General features: G+C 74.0%; 17 protein-coding genes. 12 read left to right on the forward strand and 5 right to left on the reverse strand.

Going from position 1 to position 17,294, the window contains the following annotated elements; translation table 11 throughout:
• The first annotated feature begins 175 nt into the window (after positions 1 to 175).
• From ACWPWV_RS09035 to ACWPWV_RS09065, 7 genes are all read left to right on the forward strand, one after another.
• The gene (locus ACWPWV_RS09035) at positions 176 to 763 is read left to right on the forward strand and encodes a DUF6318 family protein (protein WP_454042589.1); all 588 of its coding nucleotides are present in this window, start codon (positions 176 to 178) and stop codon (positions 761 to 763) included.
• Positions 760 to 1,674, forward strand: a complete 915-nt coding sequence (locus ACWPWV_RS09040; RefSeq protein ID WP_454042590.1) for a hypothetical protein — start codon at positions 760 to 762, stop codon at positions 1,672 to 1,674. Before ACWPWV_RS09035 ends, ACWPWV_RS09040 begins: the two co-directional genes overlap by 4 nt.
• A gap of 257 nt (positions 1,675 to 1,931) precedes the next feature.
• Positions 1,932 to 2,615, forward strand: coding sequence for a histidine phosphatase family protein (locus ACWPWV_RS09045; protein WP_454042591.1), 684 nt, complete (start codon positions 1,932 to 1,934; stop codon positions 2,613 to 2,615).
• Between the two features lie 95 nt (positions 2,616 to 2,710).
• Positions 2,711 to 3,616 (forward strand): tryptophan 2,3-dioxygenase, encoded by a 906-nt coding sequence (gene kynA, locus ACWPWV_RS09050; protein ID WP_454042592.1) that lies wholly within the window; start codon positions 2,711 to 2,713, stop codon positions 3,614 to 3,616.
• Positions 3,613 to 4,839 (forward strand): amidohydrolase family protein, encoded by a 1,227-nt coding sequence (locus ACWPWV_RS09055; RefSeq protein WP_454042593.1) that lies wholly within the window; start codon positions 3,613 to 3,615, stop codon positions 4,837 to 4,839. Before kynA ends, ACWPWV_RS09055 begins: the two co-directional genes overlap by 4 nt.
• Positions 4,836 to 6,191: a kynureninase gene (gene kynU / locus ACWPWV_RS09060; protein WP_454042594.1), complete on the forward strand. Its 1,356-nt coding sequence runs from the start codon at positions 4,836 to 4,838 to the stop codon at positions 6,189 to 6,191. Before ACWPWV_RS09055 ends, kynU begins: the two co-directional genes overlap by 4 nt.
• Entirely contained in the window at positions 6,188 to 7,189 is a 1,002-nt protein-coding gene (locus ACWPWV_RS09065) for a PaaX family transcriptional regulator (RefSeq protein WP_454042595.1), read from the forward strand. The genes kynU and ACWPWV_RS09065 overlap by 4 nt, the downstream gene beginning before the upstream one ends.
• Here ACWPWV_RS09065 and ACWPWV_RS09070 read toward each other — a convergent pair.
• The gene (locus ACWPWV_RS09070) at positions 7,186 to 7,779 is read right to left on the reverse strand and encodes a sugar O-acetyltransferase (protein ID WP_454042596.1); all 594 of its coding nucleotides are present in this window, start codon (positions 7,777 to 7,779) and stop codon (positions 7,186 to 7,188) included. The two genes, ACWPWV_RS09065 and ACWPWV_RS09070, sit on opposite strands and share 4 nt — an antisense overlap.
• Positions 7,780 to 7,849: 70 nt before the next feature.
• Positions 7,850 to 8,572: a hypothetical protein gene (locus tag ACWPWV_RS09075; protein ID WP_454042597.1), complete on the reverse strand. Its 723-nt coding sequence runs from the start codon at positions 8,570 to 8,572 to the stop codon at positions 7,850 to 7,852.
• Between the two features lie 131 nt (positions 8,573 to 8,703).
• Between ACWPWV_RS09075 and ACWPWV_RS09080 the strand changes: the two genes are divergently transcribed.
• The 3 genes from ACWPWV_RS09080 to ACWPWV_RS09090 all read left to right on the forward strand — a co-directional run bounded on the left by ACWPWV_RS09080 (position 8,704) and on the right by ACWPWV_RS09090 (position 13,454).
• Positions 8,704 to 9,129 (forward strand): ChaB family protein, encoded by a 426-nt coding sequence (locus ACWPWV_RS09080; protein WP_454042598.1) that lies wholly within the window; start codon positions 8,704 to 8,706, stop codon positions 9,127 to 9,129.
• Positions 9,130 to 9,375: 246 nt separating this feature from the next.
• Positions 9,376 to 11,061, forward strand: a complete 1,686-nt coding sequence (locus ACWPWV_RS09085; RefSeq protein WP_454042599.1) for a collagen-binding domain-containing protein — start codon at positions 9,376 to 9,378, stop codon at positions 11,059 to 11,061.
• A 224-nt stretch (positions 11,062 to 11,285) separates the two neighbouring features.
• Positions 11,286 to 13,454, forward strand: coding sequence for a fibronectin type III domain-containing protein (locus ACWPWV_RS09090; protein ID WP_454042600.1), 2,169 nt, complete (start codon positions 11,286 to 11,288; stop codon positions 13,452 to 13,454).
• An 87-nt stretch (positions 13,455 to 13,541) separates the two neighbouring features.
• Here the strand turns inward: ACWPWV_RS09090 and ACWPWV_RS09095 are convergent, their stop codons facing one another.
• Positions 13,542 to 13,772 carry a hypothetical protein gene (locus tag ACWPWV_RS09095; RefSeq protein WP_454042601.1) on the reverse strand — a complete coding sequence of 77 codons (231 nt, stop codon included), beginning with the start codon at positions 13,770 to 13,772 and terminating at the stop codon, positions 13,542 to 13,544.
• 749 nt (positions 13,773 to 14,521) lie between these two features.
• A complete protein-coding gene (locus ACWPWV_RS09100) occupies positions 14,522 to 15,484 on the reverse strand; it encodes a WXG100 family type VII secretion target (RefSeq protein WP_454042602.1) in 963 nt (320 codons plus the stop codon).
• 153 nt (positions 15,485 to 15,637) lie between these two features.
• Here ACWPWV_RS09100 and ACWPWV_RS09105 point away from each other — a divergent pair, with 153 nt between their 5' ends.
• A complete protein-coding gene (locus tag ACWPWV_RS09105; protein WP_454042603.1) occupies positions 15,638 to 16,117 on the forward strand; it encodes a heme-degrading domain-containing protein in 480 nt (159 codons plus the stop codon).
• Positions 16,118 to 16,251: 134 nt separating this feature from the next.
• On the opposite strand, the gene ACWPWV_RS09110 is transcribed toward ACWPWV_RS09105, so the two are convergent.
• A complete protein-coding gene (locus ACWPWV_RS09110) occupies positions 16,252 to 16,761 on the reverse strand; it encodes an Hsp20/alpha crystallin family protein (protein ID WP_454042604.1) in 510 nt (169 codons plus the stop codon).
• 206 nt (positions 16,762 to 16,967) lie between these two features.
• On the opposite strand from ACWPWV_RS09110, the gene ACWPWV_RS09115 reads away from it, so the two are divergent.
• Positions 16,968 to 17,291: a hypothetical protein gene (locus tag ACWPWV_RS09115; RefSeq protein ID WP_454042605.1), complete on the forward strand. Its 324-nt coding sequence runs from the start codon at positions 16,968 to 16,970 to the stop codon at positions 17,289 to 17,291.
• Positions 17,292 to 17,294 lie beyond the last annotated feature (3 nt).

A 17,294-nucleotide genomic window follows, 5' to 3' on the forward strand; every position in this document is an offset into this window, starting at 1 on the left:
CAGGCTGCCACGCCCCGCCGTTGTCCACAGAACGAGAAGGCGGGTTCCACGGGACGTCCTAGTTCGCTAGGTTCTGGGGCAGTTCGTGCGGCGTCGCCCGGATCCGGGCGCGCAGGGGGTCTCAGGGGGTTGCATGCGTCTCGCGTCAGGATCGTCGTCCCGTGCCCGACGGCGCGTGCTCGGCCTTGGTGTCGTCGTCGCCGTGGGGATGCTGGTCGCCGGGTGCACCGGTGAGGAACCCGTCGAGCCCGAGCCGTCGACGAGCACGGCCGAGGAGTCGGCGGAGCCGACCGAAGAGCCAGAGCCCTCACCGACCGAGACCGGCCCGGTGAAGCCGGAGCGTCCGGCGGCGATGGAGCAGAAGGACGCCGAGGGCGCGGCGGCTGCCGCGGAGTACTTCATCGAGCTTTATCCGTACGTGATGGCGACTGGTGACACAGCTGAGTGGCAGGCAATGTCCCTCGAAACTTGTGAGCCGTGCTCGGGCTTCATCGACCAGGCCAGCACGATTGCCAGTCGGGGTGACGTTTTCGAGGGAGGTAAAATTTCGGTCGATGTCCCGGAGCCAAATCGATACATGCGCGACGAGATCACTGGCATCGTTCCCTTGGACGTGCAGTACAGCCAAGAGCCGATGAGGATTCTGAGTTCCTCTGGGAAGGAGCTCTTCTCGTCCCAGCGCACCTCTAATGAGCGGCGTGTTGAGGTGGGGCTCCGGGACGGGGAGTGGGTTGTTGTGACAATCGCGGAGATGCCGGCGTGACGACTCCGGATGTGCGCCGCCGGAATCTAAGGCTCAAGCACCTCGCCGCAGTTTCACTTGCCGCCGCCTTCGTCCACTCTGGCCCTGGATCGGCAATTGCGCTAACGCCTGATTACACGGACTTCACCAGTGAGTCCAAGGGCGGCGCAATCCACACGGAGGCTGTCAGGGAGGCGACTCGCGGTGGTGGTGTCTTTGTCCCAGCGGGGGCTGAGGACCCGGTCGACCGCTACTTCTCTGCAACGCCGGCGCTGTGCGCACTCGTCAACAACCTCGACGGTCCGTCGACGCGCTACGACTTCGCGTGCACCGAGGGCGAGCAGCTCGCCTACGAGGGCATCGAGTGCGGGCCGGACGAGTTCGCCGAGGGTGCGTTGTTCCGCGAGGTCCGGCAGCCCGACGGCTCCTGGGGGCCGCCCGAGCTCGTCGGTGACGAGGGCTGCATCACGCCCGCCGACCTTCTCGCAGAGGCGGAGCGCGAGTTCGCGACGCTGCCGATCACGCCGTCGTCGATCGTCGTGCAGCCGCCTGACGGCTGGACGCTCGTCAACGTCCCGACCATCACGTACACCGACTCCGCGGAGCAGACGTTCGACACCACGCTGCTCGGCATCCCCGTGCAGATCCGCGCGACGCCCGAGTCGTTCGCGTGGGACTACGCCGACGGCAGCGCGCCGCTCGTCACGTCCGACCCCGGCGGGCCGTACCCGGACCACACCGTGCACCACACCTACGAGCAGCCGGTCGAGTCGCTGACGATCGGGCTGACGACGTCGTGGACCGGGCAGTTCCGCATCGCTGGCTCACCGACGTGGACGGACGTACCGGGCACCGCGACGACGGCGAGCGCGGCCGAGCCGCTCCAGGTCTACGAGGCGCGTTCGCGCCTCGTCACGGACCCCGTCGGCTGACGGGTACCCCCACGACCGGCCAACGCGCCACCCGAGACATCCGCCGACGCCCACGGAACACCGGTCGGCACGCTCCCAGCGCCCCTTCGCGCCTTCGCAGCGCTTCTCCGAACCCACCCAACGCCTCTTCGAAGCCTCCCAGCACCGCGTCGGCGCCCTCTCCGCGCCGCCGTGTTCGCCCCTTTCGTCGCGCCGCCTGTCGAGGCGTGCGCGGGTTCCGGACCATAGGGTGGCGGTACCCCACGAACCGGAGAATCATGCGCCTGCTGCTCGTCCGTCACGGACAGACCCCGTCCAACGTCGCCGGTCTGCTCGACACCGGCCACCCCGGCCCCGGGCTCACGGCGCTGGGCGCGCGCCAGGCCGCGGCGCTCCCGGACGCGCTGGCGGAGCGCGTCATCGACGGCATCGCCGTCTCGACCCTCGTCCGCACGCACCAGACCGCGTCGCCGCTGGCCGAGCACCGTCAGCTCGAACCGCTCGAGCTCGACGGTTTCCGCGAGGTGGAGGCCGGTGACCTGGAGATGTCCGACCGGCACGAGGACCACCTGCTCTACCTCGAGACGGTCTTCGCGTGGGGTGGTGGCAACCTCACCCGACGGATGCCCGGGGGCCCGTACGGGACGGAGTTCGTGGCGCGCTTCGACGACGCCGTGGCGAAGGTCGCGTCGGCCGGCTGGCAGACCGCGGTCGTCGTCTCGCACGGTGCCGCCATCCGCTCGTGGACGAGCATCCGTGCCGAGGGCGTCGACCTGCACGCCATGGCCTACACGCCGCTCGAGAACACGGGCCTCGTCGAGGTCGAGGGCGACCCCGAGAACGGCTGGCGCTACGTCGGGATGAGCGCCGGCCCGCTCGGCGGCCACGTCCTGGCGGACGAGCTCGCCGACGACCCGACCGGCGAGTCCGTCGCCGAGGAGCGCGCCGACGCCGACTCCTGACGGCGCCGCGACCACCTCCACCTCTCGGCACCCCGACCCTCATTCATATCGCACGAACGCAGCGATCGTCACGACGATGACATACGCTCGACGGCATGGCTGACGCATCGACGCCCCTCGGCGGGGGCTCGTCCACGACCTCGAACGAGCGCGCCCTCGAGCCCGACATCGTCACCGACCTGCGCGAGCGCATGACGTACGGGTCGTACCTGCACCTCGACACCCTGCTCGCGGCGCAGGAGCCCACCAGCGCGCCGGCGCACCACGACGAGATGCTGTTCATCGTCCAGCACCAGACCACCGAGCTGTGGCTCAAGCTCGTGCTCCACGAGCTCGTCTCGGCGCGCGACCTCCTGGCCGCCGACGAGCTCCAGGCCGCCCTCAAGCGCGTCGCCCGCGTCAAGCACATCCAGCGCACGCTCACCGAGCAGTGGTCCGTCCTCGCGACGCTCACCCCGAGCGAGTACGCCGAGTTCCGCGGTTTCCTCGGCAACGCGTCGGGCTTCCAGTCGTGGCAGTACCGCGCGGTCGAGTTCCTCCTCGGCAACAAGAACGCGGGGATGCTCCAGGTGTTCGCGTCCGAGCCCGCCGCGCACGCCGAGCTCTCCCGGCTCCTCACCGAGCCGAGCGTCTACGACGAGTTCCTCCGCTATCTCGCGCGCCACGGTCACGACGTCCCCGCGCACGTCCTCGACCGCGACGTCACGCACGCGCACGTGCTCGACGACGACCTCGTCGAGGTGTTCCGGCGCATCTACGACGACCCCGACACCCACTGGTCCGCCTACGAGACGTGCGAGGAGCTCGTGGACCTGGAGGACAACTTCCAGCTCTGGCGTTTCCGCCACATGAAGACGGTCCTGCGCATCATCGGCACCAAGCGCGGCACGGGCGGGTCCAGCGGCGTCGGCTTCCTCCAGAAGGCCCTCGACCTCACGTTCTTCCCCGAGCTCTTCGCCGTCCGCATTGAGATCGGCGCCGCGCGGCCGTCCGGCGCATGACGCACCGGCCCGTGCACGACGGCGCCCGCCTCGTCACCGTCGACGCCTCCTGGTTCCCCGGTCGTCCGCCCACGGGCCCGACGGCGTTCCTCGCCACCGCGTCCGGCCTCGGCCCCGGGAGCGGTGCCGCGGGTGAACCGCTGCACCTGCCGGGTACGCTCCTGCCTCCGTTCACGGACGCCCACGTCCACCTCGGGCTCGTCGACGCGACCGAGCTCGTCGCGCACGGCGTCGCCGCCGTGCACGACCTCGGCTGGATCCCCGACGTCGCGGCCGTGTGGGCACGCCCCACGGCACCGCCCGCCGCACGGCTGCCGCACGTCGTGTTCGCCGGCGCGTTCCTCACCGCGCCGGGCGGATACCCGTCCGACCGGGCGTGGGCGCCCGACGGCTCGGTCGCGCAGATCGCGTCGCCCGAGGAGGCCGTCGCCGCCGTCGACCGGCAGCTCGACGTCGGGGCGTCGTACGTCAAGGTCGTGCTCAACACCGTGGCAGGCCCGGTCCCCGACGACGCGACGCTCGCCGCCGTCGTCGGCCGCGCCCACGAGCGCGGGGTCCCGGTCGTCGCGCACACCGAGGGCCCGGGACAGGCGGCGCGCGCGTTCGAGGCCCGCGTGGACCGGCTCGCGCACGCCCCGTTCTCCGAGCGCCTGTCCGACGACCTCATCGCCGCCATGGCTCGCCCCGGCCCGCTCCCGGCGCGTGGCTCGGCGCGGCGTCGAACACGTCATGAAGAACCGAATGGCCCCGAGAACGACCTTCAGGTCGTGTTCGGCGAGGCGCGGGCGAGCCGCATGACCTGGGTGAGCACGCTGGACATCCACGGCTGGGGCGCACCGACGCCCGAGCGGGACGTCGCGGCCGACAACGTCCGGCGCTTCGTCGCTGCGGGCGGCTCGGTCGTCTACGGCACGGACCTCGGCAACGGACCGCTGCCGCTCGGCGTGAACCCGCGCGAGCTCGCCGCGCTCGCCGCCGCCGGTCTCGGCGCCGACGCGCTGCTGCGGGCGCTGACCTCCGGGCTGCCGTCGTCCGGAGCGGTCACCTACGTCCCCGGACCCCCGGTGGAGGACCTTGCACGGCTCCACCTGCTCGACGGCCCCGACGAGCTCGCCCAGATCACGCGCTGGCTCACCGGCGCGACGACCCTGCACCTGGCCGACGTGCTGCACCCGCGGTTCGCCCCGCCGTCGGGCACGACCACCCGGAAGGACCAGCCATGAGCCCCACCACCGCGTCCCGCGACGACCACGCCGACCCGTCCGACGCGCCGACCGGAGCCGTCGACCGTGCCGCAGCGCGTGCCGCGCGGGCTCGCGACCTCGACGCCGCCGACCCGCTCGCACGGTACGTCGACGCGTTCGTCCCGTCCGACGACGTGGTCGCGTACCTCGACGGCAACTCGCTCGGCCGCCCCACGCGCGCCTCCGCGGAGCGTCTCGCGCGGTTCGCGACGGAGCAGTGGGGCGCGCGGCTCATCCGCGGCTGGGACGAGGAGTGGTACGAGCTGCCGCTGACGGTCGGCGACCGGATCGGTGCCGCGGCGCTCGGCGCGGCAGCGGGCCAGACGTTCGTCGCGGACTCCACGACGGTCGTCCTCTACAAGCTCGTGCGCGCGGCGCTCGCGGCCCCGCAGGTCGCCGGGCGCGACGAGATCGTCCTCGACTCCGGCAACTTCCCGACCGACCGCTACGTCCTCGAGGGCGTGGCGCGCGAGCACGGGGCGTCGTTGCGTTGGATCGAGCCGGACCACGACGCCGGTGTCACCCCTGACGAGGTCGGCGCGGTGCTCTCCGACCGCACCGCGCTCGTGGTGCTGAGCCACGTCGCGTACCGGTCCGGGTACGTGAGCGACGCGGCCGAGATCACGCGCCGCGCGCACGACGCCGGCGCGCTCGTCCTGTGGGACCTGTGCCACTCCGCAGGAGCGGTGCCCGTCGCGCTCGACGCGTGGGACGTCGACCTCGCCGTGGGCTGCACCTACAAGTACCTCAACGGCGGGCCGGGTGCGCCCGCGTTCGGGTACGTGCGCGCCGACCTGCAGGAGACCGTGACCCAGCCGATCCAGGGCTGGATGGGCAGCGCGGCGCCGTTCGAGATGGGACCGGGGTACGCCCCGCACCCGGGCGCGCGCGGCTTCCTCAGCGGCACGCCGGCGATCGTGGGGATGCTCGCGATGCAGGACATGGTCGACCTGGTCGCCGACGCCGGCATGGACGCGATCCGCGCCAAGTCGGTCGCGCTCACCGAGCACGCGCTCGACCTCGTCGACGAGCTGCTCGTGCCGCTCGGCGCGCGCGTGGCGTCCCCGCGCGACGCCGCTCGGCGCGGCAGCCACGTCACCGTCGACCACGACGCGTTCGAGGCGACGCTGCCGCTGCTGTGGTCTCGCGGCGTCATCCCGGACTTCCGCCGGCCGAACGGCCTGCGCCTCGGGCTCTCGCCGCTGTCGACGTCGTTCGACGAGGTGCGCATCGGCGTCGAGGCCGTGCGCGACGCGCTCGTCGAGGTGACGTCGGGCGCGGTCCCCGCCCAGCGCCTGGCCGACGACGCGCCCGACGCGCCGACGCCGTGAGCACCACGACCGACACCGGCCCCGTGAGCCCGACACCCGAGCGCGACCTCATGAGCCCGGCACCTGGGCGCGGCGCCGTGGTCCTCGACGACCTCGACGCCCGTCCGGGCAGCGCGACGTCGCTGCTGCGCACGGTCGTCGGGCTCTCCGTGCGGGACCTCGGCGGCCGGGTCGCGGTCGCGGACCTCGTCGAGCTCCTCGACGCCGTGGGCGTCCCGGCGGCGGGAGCGCGCAGCGCGATCTCGCGCGTCAAGGCCAAGGGGCTGCTCGTCGCGGAGGACGTCGACGGTCGGCCGGGATACCGGCTCGCACCCGGGGCCGACGCGATGCTCGCGCGCGGCGACCGCCGCATCTTCGCCTACCGGCAGCAGGCCGACGACGACGCGTGGCTCCTCGTGTCGTTCTCCGTCCCCGAGGACCGGCGAGCGGCACGCCACCAGCTGCGCCGCCACCTCGCGGGCATCGGGTGCGGGACCGTGGCCGACGCCCTGTGGATCTGCCCGGCCCACCTGGCCGACGAGGTCGAGCAGGTCCTCGTGCACCTCGGTCTGCGCGACGCCGCGACCCTGTTCGTCACCGGGACGCCGCGCACCGCCGGGCCGTTCGCCGATGCCGCGGCGCGCTGGTGGGATCTGGACCGGATCGCCGCGCTGCACCGCGCGTTCCTCGCCCGGCACGGCGACGCGTCCGGCTCGTCCGCACCCGACGGCGCGCGGCCGGGCGTCGCCGTCGCCTCGCCGCGCGACGCCTTCGCCCGCTGGGTGCGCGCCGTCGACGACTGGCGGCCCGTCCCGTACGTGGACCCCGGGCTACCGCCGGGCGCCCTGCCCGCCGACTGGCCGGGGAGGGCGAGCGTCGCGCTGTTCGACGAGCTGCGCGCAGCGCTCGCGGACGCGGCGACGGAGTACGTCCGGGGTCAGACGGCCGTGCCGGGCGCCGCGGCGGGGACGACCCGGGGTCCCGGTCCCGGGACGTCGAGGGTCCGGGGCGCGCGTTAGGTCCACTCGCGGTCGGCGTCCGTGATCGGCCGGAGCACGCGCGCGGGCACCCCTCCGACGACGGTCATCGGCGGCACGTTCCCCGCCACGACGGCTCCCGCGGCGACGACCGACCCACGCCCCACGGTGACGCCCGGCAGGACGACCGCTCCCGTGCCCACCCACACGTCGTCCTCGAGGACGACCGGGGCGGAGAACTGGGTGCCGTCGGGGCGCAGGTCGGGGTGCACCGGGTGACCGGTCGTCGAGATCGTCACGTTCGGCGCGAACATCACGCGGTCGCCCACGGTGATCTCGACGTCGTCGACGAGCGTCAGCCCGAAGTTCGCGTACACGCCGTTCCCGAGGCGCGTCGTGCCGCCGTAGGCCACGCGCAGCGTCGGCTCGATCCACACGTCGTCGCCGACGGCGGCGAACAGCTCGCGCAGCAGCCGCTGCCGCTCCTCGGTCGCGGACGGGCGCGTCGCGTTGAAGTCGTAGGTCAGCTCCGTGGCACGGGCCCGTTCGGCGGCGAGGCCGGCGACACCGTGGTCCGTGTACAGCTCGTGCGCCGCCATGCGGCGGCGGGTCTCACGCTCGTGGTCGTCCACAGGTCTCCTCCGGGGTCGGTGCCGGGTCGGCTCAGGGACCAGCCTCTCGCACGGAGCGCGACGTGTGCGCTCAGGCGGCGTCGTCCGCGTCGGGCAGGACGATCGTCGTCACGACGTCGGTCACCGCCGGCCGCCGCGGCGTCGACCCGAACCCGAAGCGCACCGGCGGGTCGACGGACGTGAGGCTGCCCAGCGGCTCGCCGTCCCACGACGACACGACCTCCTCGAGCGCGTGCACGTCCGTCGCCCCGTAGTGCTCGACCCGCCCGGAACCGGCGCTCCCGCGCGTCCGGACGCCGTGCAGCAGCGCGCGGGCGACCGGGTCGGTCACCGCGGTGAACCGCCGTGAGCCGGACACCCGGTCCGGCACCGCGCGCAGCGCGCGCCCCAGCCCGGTCCGGCGCCCGACGACGAGCCGCGCCTCGAGCGGTCCGGCTACCACGTGCCACGGGGCCGGCCCACGACCGCGGCGCTCGCCCACGGTCGTGCCGTCGCCGACCTCGCCCACGGCCGTGCCGCCGCCGTCCCGGCCCTCGGCCGTCGATCCGGGATCCTCGGCGTCGCGCACCTCGACGGGCACGAGCTCGACCCGGTCGAACGAGTACGTCGAGCCCACGAGGGACGCCACCTCCTCGGACGGGGCGAGCAGGATGCGCTCGCCGTCCGGCCGCTCGACCATGACGTCGGCGAACGCGCCGAACGGCGACCGGTCCCAGCGGCCGAGCACGACGCGCGTCCCGGACGACGTCCCCCAGCCGGCGATCCGGCCGCGGAAGATCAGGGCGCGTCGCACCCGGGCAGCGTAGGACCGCCCGTCCGTGGTCGCCCGTCGGCGGCCGCCGCGCTGGCGAGGGACCGCACGAGGCGAGACGCTCGACGGAGGCGGCGACCGCCGTCGGGCAGCGACCCGGAAGGAGACCGACCGTGCCGAAGACGACGCGCAGCGGCGACGCGAAGGAGTCAGAGATCCCGAGCACGCTCCAGCGCTCGGACGAGAAGGCGCAGCGGACGTACGCGAAGGCGTACGACGCCGCGATGGAGGAGTACGGCGAGGCGGAGCGTGCGGCCCGTGTCGCGTTCGCCGCGCTCAAGCACACGCACGAGAAGGTCGGCGACCACTGGGAGCCGAAGGACGAGAACGGTCCGTCGGACGCGCGCGCCGAGGGCGGCGGCCCGGGCGGGAAGGCCGAGACGGCGGGTGGCGTGGACGCGAACGCGTCGAAGGAGCACCTCCTGGACGTGGCGCGCCGGCTCGACGTCCACGGGCGGTCGACGATGACGAAGGACGAGCTCGTCGAGGCGATCCAGCGCGCCAACGACCGCGAGACCCGCAAGGCCCGCGACGACTGACCCGACAGTCTCCGACGGGGGCATGGTCGGGCACGGTCGGGCACGGTCGGGTCTGCGCTCGTGTCCGACATGGCCGGACGAATCGGCCTGTAGTGGACGTGGGTTTGCTCACACGGGCTCGAGTTCACCCCTGGCCTGACCTGGACGCGCGTCCAGGCCGACCTAGCGTGGGAGCGGGCGATCGCCCCGTCCGCCGAACCCGACCCTCAGGTAGTGATGACCCGCTCCACGCTGTCCTCAGCTCCGTTGTCCCCGTCAACCATCTCGTCCCGTGCCCGACGGCGCACCCGCGCGGCCCTCGTCGCGGGGCTCGCCGCCGCAGCGCTCGTCGTCCCGTCCGCGGGCGCCGTCGCCGTCGCCGCCGTCGAGCCGGTGAACCCCTTCGATCTCGCCGGGGGCTTCAGCGTCTACGCCCGCGGCGACGCGCAGCTCGACAACACGGAGACCGAGGGTGCGGTCGCCGTCGGCGGCGAGCTCGCCGTCCGCGCCGACGGCGGCATGTACGGGATCATCCACCAGGCCGCGGGCACCGCGGACTACTCGATCCCGACCGTCGACGGCGACCCGACGCGGCTCCTCGTCGGCAGCTACGCGCCGACGTCGGGCATGGTCGAGATCTCGAACCACGGCGTCCCCGCGGACAGCGGTCCCGAGCTGGAGGGCTACCTCAAGGTCGTCGGCGACGACCCCGCCTTCGGCACGTACGAGCGCGGCACCTGGACGCGCTACCGGACCGCGGTCGACGGCGCGCCGTCGATCGACGCGACGAACCAGGAATGGCCCGACGGCGCGGCGACCGTCGCGACGCAGGGAGGCTCCGTCGCGGGGTACGTCGAGCAGGGCGCGACCGATCCCGACGTCGTCCGCCAGTGCCTCGCCGACCTCGTCCCCTCCGGCGCGGCGCACGAGCTGACCGTCGTCGAGGACGCCGGCGACCGCGTGGTGCTCTCCGCGCTCGAGCCCGGCCGCCCGAACGTCGTCGACTACGCGGCGATCGCCGGCGCGTACCAGGTCCAGTTCGCCGACGGCGTCCTGCCCTCGGTCGACGCGCCGCTCGTCGTCTCGGTGCCCGCGGGCACGGCGACCGTCAAGGGCAAGGTGTTCGGCGGCTCGGGCGCCGCCGCCCGCTCCGTCCTGTGGGACCTCTCGTCGATCGACGGCGCGGTGACCCTGGACGGTGCCGGGACCCGGGTCGACGGCTCCGTGTACGCACCGTTCGCCGACCTGACCGTGGACGCGGCACCGCTCGACGGCCAGGTCGTCGCGCACGACCTCACGCTCCTCGGCGGCGAGGCGCACGCGTACCTGTTCGCCGGGGCGATCCCGTGCGGGACGACGCCCGTCGAGGAGACGGGCAGCATCACGGTGTCGAAGGTCGTCGACGGCGACGCCGCGAGCAGCGTCCCGGACGGCACGGAGTTCACCGTCGCGTACGTCGTCGGCGGGACGTCGGGCGAGCTGACCGTCCCGGTCGGCGGTTCGCAGACGATCGACGACCTCCCGCTCGGCTCCGAGGTCGTCCTGTCCGAGCCGACGTTCCCGGAGGTCGACGGCGTCGTGTGGGGCGAGCCCGCCTGGGAGGTTGACGGCGAGCTCGTCGAGCCCGGCGCGGACGGTGTGGTGAGCGTCGAGGTGAGCGGTACCGACGGCGTCGAGCTGGTCCTGACGAACACGGCGGGCAGCGAGCCCGCGCCGGACCCGACCCCGGACCCGACCACGGACCCCTCCCCGAGCCCGACGCCGGACCCGACACCGACCACCCCGAACGCGACCGTCACGCCGACGGAGACCCCGACGGAGACCCCGACGGACACGCCGACGGACGAGGGTCTCGCGACGACCGGTGCGCAGACCGTGGGGATCGCCGTGGCCGCCCTCGTGCTCGTCGCGCTCGGCGCGGTGCTCGTCGCGCGCCCTCGCCGGGGCGTCTGACCGGCGACCCGCAACCACCACGAGCCGACGCCGCGTCCCCGCCCGGGGCGCGGCGTCGCGCGTCTCCCGGGGCGGCTACCTGATCGCCGCACGGCGTTCACGGTGAGGACGACTTCGGGACACCGGCCCTTCGTACCGTGACAGCGCTTCCCTCCCCGGGTCCTGCGCTGCCACGGTGGTCCGACGGCCGTCGCTGCCGGGACCCCTGACCTGCGAAGGAACCCATGACCCTGCATGCCTCCCGGCAGCCCGGCGCGCTCACGCGCGCGGCCGCGGCGACGCTCGTCGCGTCGCTCGTCGGCGCCGCCCTCGTCACGAGCAGCATCGCGACGGCCTCGTCAGCGGTCGCGGACGACGAGTCGCTCCTCAGCACGAGCGGCACCACGTGGCGCTACCTCGACGACAACACGAACCCCGCGGGCACCGACGCGGACCAGCGCGTCTGGACGACGACCGCGTTCGACGACTCGGCCTGGACGTCCGGAACCGGCGCGTTCGGTGCCAAGCGCGGGCAGCCCACGGGCATCGGGGCGGCGTTCCCGATCGCGACCCTGCTGACCCAGTACGTCCCCGGCACGACGACGGACGTCCCGACGTTCTTCTTCCGCACCGACGTCGACCTCACCGCGGCCGACCTCGACGGCGTCCCGGCGTTCGAGGGCGAGATCGTCTACGACGACGCCGCGATCGTCTACGTCAACGGCGAGGAGGTCGCGCGCCTCGGCGACGACGCCCGCGAGATCACCGAGAACCTGCAGTACCACGGCAACGGCCGCACGGACCCGGTGACGAGCACGTTCGTCGTCCCGGCGGACGCGTTCGCGGTGGGGGAGAACACGATCTCCGTCGCGCTCTACCAGGACGCCCCGACGAGCTCGGACATCTACCTCGACGTCCGCTCGCTCGTGCCGACGCACGGCGAGGTCCGCGACGTCGCGCTCAACGTCGGCGCGGACGAGACGCAGGCGAACGTCGCGTGGTTCTCGACCCTGCCCGGCGCGGGCGAGGTCCAGTGGGCGCGCGCCGACGAGGCGACCGACGCCGCGGGCGACGTCTCGTGGGAGGGCGCCCGGACGTCGTCGTCCACGGGCGGTGCGTCCGCCGACGGCGCGACGTACCACCACGCCACGATGACCGGTCTGGCGGAGGACTCCTCCTACGTGTACCGCGTGGGCAGCGCGACCTCCGGATGGTCGGAGCCCAGCACGTTCGACACCGGGACCTTCGGGGACGAGTTCTCGTTCCTGTTCGTCGGGGACGCGCAGATCGGCGCGAGCGGCAGCGCGACGAACGACGCCGCGCGCTGGGCCGAGAACCTCGGCACGATGACCGCTCGTCACCCGGACGCGTCGTTCCTCGTCTCCGCGGGGGACCAGGTCGAGCACGCCGGCAGCGCGCAGCAGTACACCGGCTTCCTCGCCCCGCAGCAGATGCGCGAGCTGCGGTTCGCGACGCAGGACGGCAACCACGACACGGCGAGCGCGCTGTACGACCAGCACTTCGCGATGCCGAACCTCTCCGCCGAGCAGCGCCGCGACTACTGGTACGGCTACAACGACGTGCTCGTCGTCGGCATCGACTCGAACGACTGGAGCGACGGCGACCTCGCCGGGCACGAGGCCTTCCTGCGCGACGTGGTCGGCACGCACGGCGACTCCTACGACTGGGTCCTCGTGACGTTCCACCACTCGCTGTACAGCCAGGCGTTCCACTCGCGCGACCGCGACGTCGTCGCGATGCGCGACGCGCTGTCGCCCGTCTTCAGCGAGCTCGGCGTGGACCTGGTGCTCGCCGGTCACGACCACATCTACACCCGGAGCCACCTCATGGAGGGCACGACGCCGGTCGAGCCGGCGACCGGTCCTGCCGTCGGCGACGTGCTCGTCCCCGAGGACGACCAGGTCCTCTACGTGACCGGCAACTCCGCGAGCGGCTCGAAGTACTACGGCTTCGACGGCGAGAAGCCGTGGACCGCGCGCTGGGAGCAGGAGCGCACGCCGAGCTACTCCGACGTCGACGTCACGCCCGAGGCGCTGACGATCACGACGTACGAGACCGCGTCCGAGCGCGTCATGGACCAGGTCACGCTGCAGCGCGCCCCGCAGGGTCCCCGCCTCGTCGAGATCACCGCCCAGTCCCGCTGCCTCGCGGGCACGGCCTACGTCGCGGTCCGCGCGACGAACGGCGAGGACGTGCCGGTCGACGTCACGCTCGCGACGCCGTACGGCACCCGTTCCTCCGCGGGCGTCGCACCCGGCCGGGCGGCGTACCAGTCCTTCTCGACGCGCGCCACGTCGGTCGACGCGGGCACGGTCACGGTCACGGGGGCGCTGCCCGACGGCGGAGCCTCCCGCGCGTACGACGTCCCGGTCGACGCCCTGACCTGCTCCTGACAGCAGCGCCGAACCCGGGGTTGCCCGTCAGAGACCTGCTGACGGGCAACCCCGGGTTTGGCGTCTCCGCGCGCCGGCGCAGAACGGTCAGCGGCGGTCCGGCGGCGGGTACTCGCCGCTGCGGATCTTGCGCATCGCGAGGACGCGGACCCAGATCGCGAACACGCCCAGAGCCGTCGCGGTGACCGCGCCGAACCAGCGCGCGACGTTCTTGCTCTCCCCGACCCAGGCGCCGGTGAGCAGCCCGCCGAGGAGCGAGACCGCGACCAGCAGCGCGACGACCGCGATGACGGGCAGCCAGTAGCGCACGAACCGCACGGCGCCCTCCGGCGTGCGGCCCCCGCGACGGGGGGCCGGCGGAGGGGGCGGTCCGGGGGGACCGGCGGGAGGCTGCCAGGCCATCGCAGGGCAGCCCGGAGCGCGGCGAGCGCCGCGTCCGCGTCCGCGGGGGCGTCGTCCCGGATCGTCAGGGCGCCGTCGGCGTCCGTCGGCTCGGTCGCGACGCGCCACGTCCCCGCGTCGTCCCGGTGCACGGCCGCCGCGACCGAGCCGGCGGGTGTCGTGACCTTGACGCTCACGCTGACGGCCTGCTCCCCGGCGTCCTCGACGCCCTGGCGCGCGAGGTCGACGCCGGCGTCCACGAGGTCCGCACCCGGGCGGACCGGGAGGGCGTCCCACGTGTCGAGGCCGCGCGGGCTGACGAGCAGCCCGCTGCCGCCGACCCCGGCGAGCACGGCGGCGTCCGTCCGGTCGCGGCGGACGACACCGACCTCGACCCACCGGTCCGCCCGGGTGAGCACGCCGCTCACGCCGCCCGCGTTCCCGACGGGTGCGACCTGACCGTCGGTCGCGACGGCGAGACCGCGGACGAGGAGGGACGACAGGCCCGCCCGGCGGGCGTCGGCGGACGACTGCAGGTCGGCGAGCCGGAGGCTCTGCGCGGACTGCGTCGCCGCCGCGCCGGGCTGGAACGTCAGCAGGGCGACGAGCTCGAACGACGTGAAGGGCATCGCGGGGTTGCTCAAGGGGTTCTCCGGCTGGTGTCGGGTGCTCGGTCAGGCCGGTGCTCAGCCGAACCCGAACAGTGTACGGACGGGTGACGTCACGTCGTCGACGAAGTCGCTCGCCGCGTCGACCGCGTGCGACGCGCCCTCGGCGATGTTCGACCCGACGTCGCCCACGAACGACGAGGTGGCGTTCCAGGCGTCGCTCGCCATGCCGCCGAGCCACTCGGTGGTCTCCATGCCGTCGGGCGTGAGGAGGTTGAGTCCGCCCCAGACCAGACCGGCGACGCCGATCCCTGCCGCGACGCCCCACCCGACGGGGTTGGACGCGAGCGCCGCGATCGCGACCGCGGTCCCGGCGCCCCCGATGGCGGTGCTGATCACGCCGTCCGCGACCGACCAGCCGTCGCCGTCGACGATGCCGCCGATGCCTTCCGCGATGCCGTCGGCCATGGTGAGGAAGGAGAAGACCCCTCCGGCCGCGGTCAGGCCCGTGCCCAGGGCGCTGAGGCCCTTGCCCGCGTTGGTGAGGAAGCCGAACTCGTCGAGCGTCGAGAAGACGAGGTCGCCGGCGCCTGCGAGGACCCCGCCCCAGGTGACGGCGTCGGACGTCCACCCCGGGAGGCCGAACCACCACGTGTCCGGGTCGTCGGTGACGCCGCCCGACGTGCCGCCCCCGCCGCCACCGCCGGAGCTGCCGCCACCGCCGGAGCTGCCGCCACCGCCGGGGCCGCCCGGCCCACCCGGGCCGCCGCCGTCCGTGCTCGCCTGCTCCTGCTGGTCGGCGTCCGCCTGCAACGACTCCGCACGGTCGGCGAGCATGTCCGCCACGGACGTGAGCTGCGGCGCCAGCGCCGCGTCCCACGTGCCGATGAACTCCGAGCGGTCCGGCCCGGACCAGGGGCTCTGCACCACCTGCGGCCCGACGGTCGACGCCACCGAGCGCAGCGTGTCGCTCGCGGTCCCCATCTGCTGCGCGAGAGCGCGCAGGGCGGCGATGTCGGCGCCCCACATCCCTGAGCTCACGCGTCCCCCTCGTCGTCTCGTGGATGCTGCGCGGGCCGTGCCCGCGACGTGTCGTGCGCCGGTGCGTGCCGCGCTCCGAGGACCCTAGTCGACGACGGTGCGCGGCCCCCATGGGGAGAAGTACCCAGGCCCTGCTCGTGCCACGATGGCGCCATGACCACCACGACCGACGACCTCGCCGCGACCATCGCCTCCGTCGAGGCGCAGGAGCACGAGCTCGTGCTCGGCTCGTTCACCCACGACGACGCGTGGCGCCTCGGCTGCCTCCTCGTCGAGCTCGCCGCGGAGCGCGACCTCGCGGTGACGATCGATGTTCGCAAGGGGACGCAGCAGGTGTTCCACGCCGCGCGCGAGGGCACGACGCCCGACAACGACACGTGGGTCGAGCGCAAGGTGCGGGTCGTGCAGCGGTTCGGGGCGTCGTCGTACCTCGTGGGGCTGCGCGCCCGGGCCAAGGGCACGACGTTCACCGAGCAGCACCAGCTCCCGCTGCAGGAGTACGCGGCCCACGGCGGCGCGTTCCCGGTGCGCGTCGAGGGCGTCGGGCCCGTCGGGGTGGTCACGGTCTCGGGCCTCCCGCAGGCGGACGACCACGCGCTCGTCGTCGAGGCGCTGCGCGCCTTCCGCGGCTGACAGCCCGACGCCCGACCCGGGTTCGGCACCTCGCTCCGGTCGGACGACGACGGGCCGGTACCTCGGGAGGTACCGGCCCGTCGGGGTTCCGGCCGCGCCAGGGGCGGGGCACGGCCGGAGCAGGTGGCGCGGCGTCAGGCCGCGCGCGTGACCTCGATGCGCTGCGGCGCACGGCCGGCGAACACGCCGGCGACGGTCACGGTGAGCACGCCCGCGTCGTAGGACGCGCGGACGGCCTCGGCGTCCGCGGCCTTCGGCAGCGTGACGGTCCGGCGGAACTCGCCGAACCGCACCTCGCGGACGCGGCGGCCGGTCGGCTTCTCGGCCGTGGGCTCCGCGGGCGCCTCGGTCTCCGCGCCCTCGGCGGGCTCGTCGGTGGCCTCGGGCACCTCGACGACGCGCTGGTCGCGACGCTCGCCGCGCACGACGAGCCGGCGACCCTCGAGCTCGACGGTCACGTCGCGCTCCGGGTCGACGCCCGGCAGGTCGAAGCGGGCGACGAGGTCGTCGCCGTCACGGTAGACGTCGGCGGCCGGTGCGTAGCCGTCCCGCTGCGCGGGGGCGGCGGGACGGGCCCACAGGTCGCGGACGAGACGGTCCGCGGCGAGGGCGCCGAACGGGATCGGGGTGAGGGTGGTGGTCATGGTGACTCCTCCGGGTCTGGTGCCGCGGTGAGCCCGCGGCGTCTGACGGGATCAACCTTGAGCGGATCTCGCTCAATCCCGCGTTCGCGCACGACGAACGGCGACGGCACGGGTCGGCCCGTGCAAGGGCGCGCGGGGTCGGCACACGAACAGGGCGAGGGGAGGACGTGATGACCCGAGATCCGCGTACGCGAGGAGGCGCGGCGGTGCTGGTCGTCCTGACGGCGTGCCTCGCGGCGTGCGGGGCGGTGGCCCGCGGGCCGGGCGGTGGGGCGCCGGACGAGGCCTGGACGATCGGCGTCGCGCACGGCGAGGGGGAGTGGATGTCGTGCGTCGAGGAGTCGGGGCTGGCGGTCGCCGAGACCCTCTCCACGGCCGACATGCCGGCGTCGTCGGTCGGCGTGCGGTTCGACCCGGGGGTGTCCCGGTCGGACGCGGCCGACGTCGTGCGGTGCATCGAGGACCGGCTCACCGCAGGGGAGGTGTCGCTGGAGCTGTCTGGCCCGCTCGCGCGGCCCGGCGTGGGGTGAGGC

The organism is Cellulosimicrobium sp. Marseille-Q8652 (genome assembly GCF_965112045.1).

Bases quoted from the DNA above. Each gene is read 5' to 3' on its own strand.
- ACWPWV_RS09055 (WP_454042593.1), top strand. From the start codon at position 3,613: ATGACGCACCGGCCCGTGCACGACGGCGCCCGCCTCGTCACCGTCGAC.
- ACWPWV_RS09105 (WP_454042603.1), top strand. From the start codon at position 15,638: ATGACCACCACGACCGACGACCTCGCCGCGACCATCGCCTCCGTCGAG.
- ACWPWV_RS09045 (WP_454042591.1), top strand. From the start codon at position 1,932: ATGCGCCTGCTGCTCGTCCGTCACGGACAGACCCCGTCCAACGTCGCC.
- ACWPWV_RS09090 (WP_454042600.1), top strand. From the start codon at position 11,286: ATGACCCTGCATGCCTCCCGGCAGCCCGGCGCGCTCACGCGCGCGGCC.
- kynA (WP_454042592.1), top strand. From the start codon at position 2,711: ATGGCTGACGCATCGACGCCCCTCGGCGGGGGCTCGTCCACGACCTCG.
- kynU (WP_454042594.1), top strand. From the start codon at position 4,836: ATGAGCCCCACCACCGCGTCCCGCGACGACCACGCCGACCCGTCCGAC.
- ACWPWV_RS09110 (WP_454042604.1), bottom strand. From the start codon at position 16,761: ATGACCACCACCCTCACCCCGATCCCGTTCGGCGCCCTCGCCGCGGAC.